The sequence below is a fragment of the Alienimonas sp. DA493 genome, assembly GCF_043951915.1.
Lineage (GTDB): Bacteria > Planctomycetota > Planctomycetia > Planctomycetales > Planctomycetaceae > Alienimonas.
Genome location: NZ_JBINJD010000301.1, coordinates 1 through 2,132 on the forward strand (window position 1 = coordinate 1; position 2,132 = coordinate 2,132).

The following is a 2,132-nucleotide window of genomic DNA, read 5'->3' on the forward strand; positions in this document are numbered from 1 at the left end:
ACGTGCGTCGCGGCCTCGGCGAGCGGAACGCCCAGCAGAGCACTCAGTCGGCAGCAGCTCTCGATCTCCGCCCCGGTCCAACCGGCGTCGGCGGGGGTGGCGTCGCCGGCGGCGATCCCGTACCGCTCGCGGTACGTCTCCCAGATGCCGGCCCGCTGCTCCTCGCCCGGCAGATCCAGAAAGAATGTCGCGTCGAACCGCCCGCTGCGGGTCAGTTCCGGCGGCAGCATCGAGGCGTCGTTCGCGGTGCAGACGACGAACACCCCCGCCGGCCGATCGGCGAGCCAGGAGAGCAGCGTGCCGAGCAGCCGGGACGACACCCCGGAGTCGTGGGCCCCGCCGGACGTGCCGGCCAGCGCCCGTTCAATCTCGTCGACGAACAGGATCACCGGGGCCATCGCCGCGGCGGTCGCGAGGGCCTCCCGCGTTCGCCCCTCCGTCTGTCCGACGAGCGAACCCATCAGGCCGCCCACGTCCAGCGTGAGCGTCGGTCGATCGACCTCGCGGCCGAGGGCCCGGGCGAAACTCGATTTGCCCACGCCGCCCGGCCCTAGGAGGAGGACGCCCCGGGCTTCGACGGCGGGCGAGCCGTTCGTCAGGGCGGTCCGGCAGAACGCCTTCAGGGCGTTCATGCCGCCGAGGGCGTCGAAGCCGGAGCCGCCCCGGTGCAGCGTCAGCGGGCCGCCCGCGGCAAGCTGCTTCGCCTTCAGTTCCCACAGCGGCCCGGGGTCCAGCCGGCCGTGGCGGACGAGCGAGAGGGCGAAGGCGTTCTCCGCCTCGCCGCGGGTCAGCCCGGCCGCGGCGTCCAGCACGGGCGTCAGCGGGTCGGGCAATTCGCCGTCTTCGGTGGCGACTCCGCGGGCCACCGCCTCCAGCTCCGCCCGGGACGGCAGCGGGCAGTCCAGGACGGCGAAATCCCGGGCCAGTTCCGGGGGCAGGTCGCCGGTCGGCTGGACCAGGATCAGGTGCGTGCGGCGGGTCTTGCCCGCCGCCAACGCCGTCCGGATCGCCGCCAGCAGTTCCGGGCTGTTGAAGTACCGATGGGCGTGCACCATGGCGAGCAGCGAGGGCGTCTCGCCGTCGCCGGAGGCCGGCAGGGCCTTCACGGCGGCCAGGGGATCGGCCGGACCGTCCTCGCCGCCGTCGGCGGTCCAGGTGGCGAGGTTCCAGCCCCGGTCCCGGCAGAGCCCGGCGAGATCGCGGAGCACCTCCTCCGGCTCGGGGCCGACCGCCAGCACGCCGGGAAAGGCGGCGGCGATCAGTTCGGCCAGCTTCCCGGATAGTCCGGTAGGCGAAGCCGGGGCAGTTTCTTCTTGCGGTTCGGGCGGGGACGGGCCCCGCGGTCGACGCGGCATGGGCGTCTCCTCGGTGTGGGTGTCGGGGATGAGAAAGAACGGGGGCCGATCCACGGGCGGTCAGGCCCGCTGCTCGACCGGCTGGGCGACCGGGGCGGCCGCGTGGTACTCCGGCGTCAGCGTCTCGGCGGCCTTCGCGCCGAGGGCTTCTTCGTAGGGCTTGCTGACCGCCCGGCAGGAGGGCCCGGCGAAGCCCTTCGTCTCGACGGAGGTCTCGCCGGCGGGGGTGACGGTGATCTCGATGCGGGGGGACATCTCAGGCGGCCCCCCCAGTCGTCAGGTACTGCGGACCGCCGCCGAAGCCCGCGGCCCCGGCGGTGACGGTCAGCCGCACCGAACCGTCGGGCAGCGCCGTCTCCGTGCAGCGGTGGCCGCGGGCACGGGCCTGCAGCTTGGCGGCCTCGACCGCGTAGGCCTGGAGGAGGCGGCCGACGAAGGCCTCGTCGCCCCAGCGGCCCTGATAGGTGTCGTGGTACAGGTCTCCGGTCTCCGTGTCGCAGACGACCGGGTAGACGTAGCCCGGCGGACGGACCGCGAGGCCGGTCTGCACCGAGCGGTCGAAGAAGGTGACGGTCTCGATCTGCGGCGGGGGCAGTTTCAGTCGGTCGCAGGCCGCCGCGAGGGCGGCGGGGTCCGTCGCCTTCGCGGCGACGGTCACGATGTGGCTCATGCGGGGAGTCTCCGAGGGTTGGGTGAGGGACGGGAGAAACGGTCAGCGGCCGCCGCGGGGCGGCGGCTCGCGGCCGACGGCCGGGTCGGGCGGGGCGGCGGCCCGGC

The 2,132-nt window shown here is 74.4% G+C and carries 3 protein-coding genes; all 3 read right to left on the reverse strand.

The window, feature by feature from the left end; translation table 11 throughout:
* Positions 1 to 1,355: AAA family ATPase (locus ACG2DA_RS22560; RefSeq protein WP_395258920.1), on the reverse strand; the 1,355-nt coding region annotated here is incomplete at its 3' end.
* Between the two features lie 60 nt (positions 1,356 to 1,415).
* Entirely contained in the window at positions 1,416 to 1,610 is a 195-nt protein-coding gene (locus ACG2DA_RS22565; protein WP_395258921.1) for a DUF2997 domain-containing protein, read from the reverse strand.
* A gap of 1 nt (position 1,611) precedes the next feature.
* Positions 1,612 to 2,025: a DUF1257 domain-containing protein gene (locus ACG2DA_RS22570; RefSeq protein WP_395258923.1), complete on the reverse strand. Its 414-nt coding sequence runs from the start codon at positions 2,023 to 2,025 to the stop codon at positions 1,612 to 1,614.
* Positions 2,026 to 2,132 lie beyond the last annotated feature (107 nt).

Excerpts from the sequence above, each read along its gene's own strand:
- ACG2DA_RS22570 (WP_395258923.1), bottom strand. The coding sequence starts at position 2,025 with ATGAGCCACATCGTGACCGTCGCCGCGAAGGCGACGGACCCCGCCGCC.
- ACG2DA_RS22565 (WP_395258921.1), bottom strand. The coding sequence starts at position 1,610 with ATGTCCCCCCGCATCGAGATCACCGTCACCCCCGCCGGCGAGACCTCC.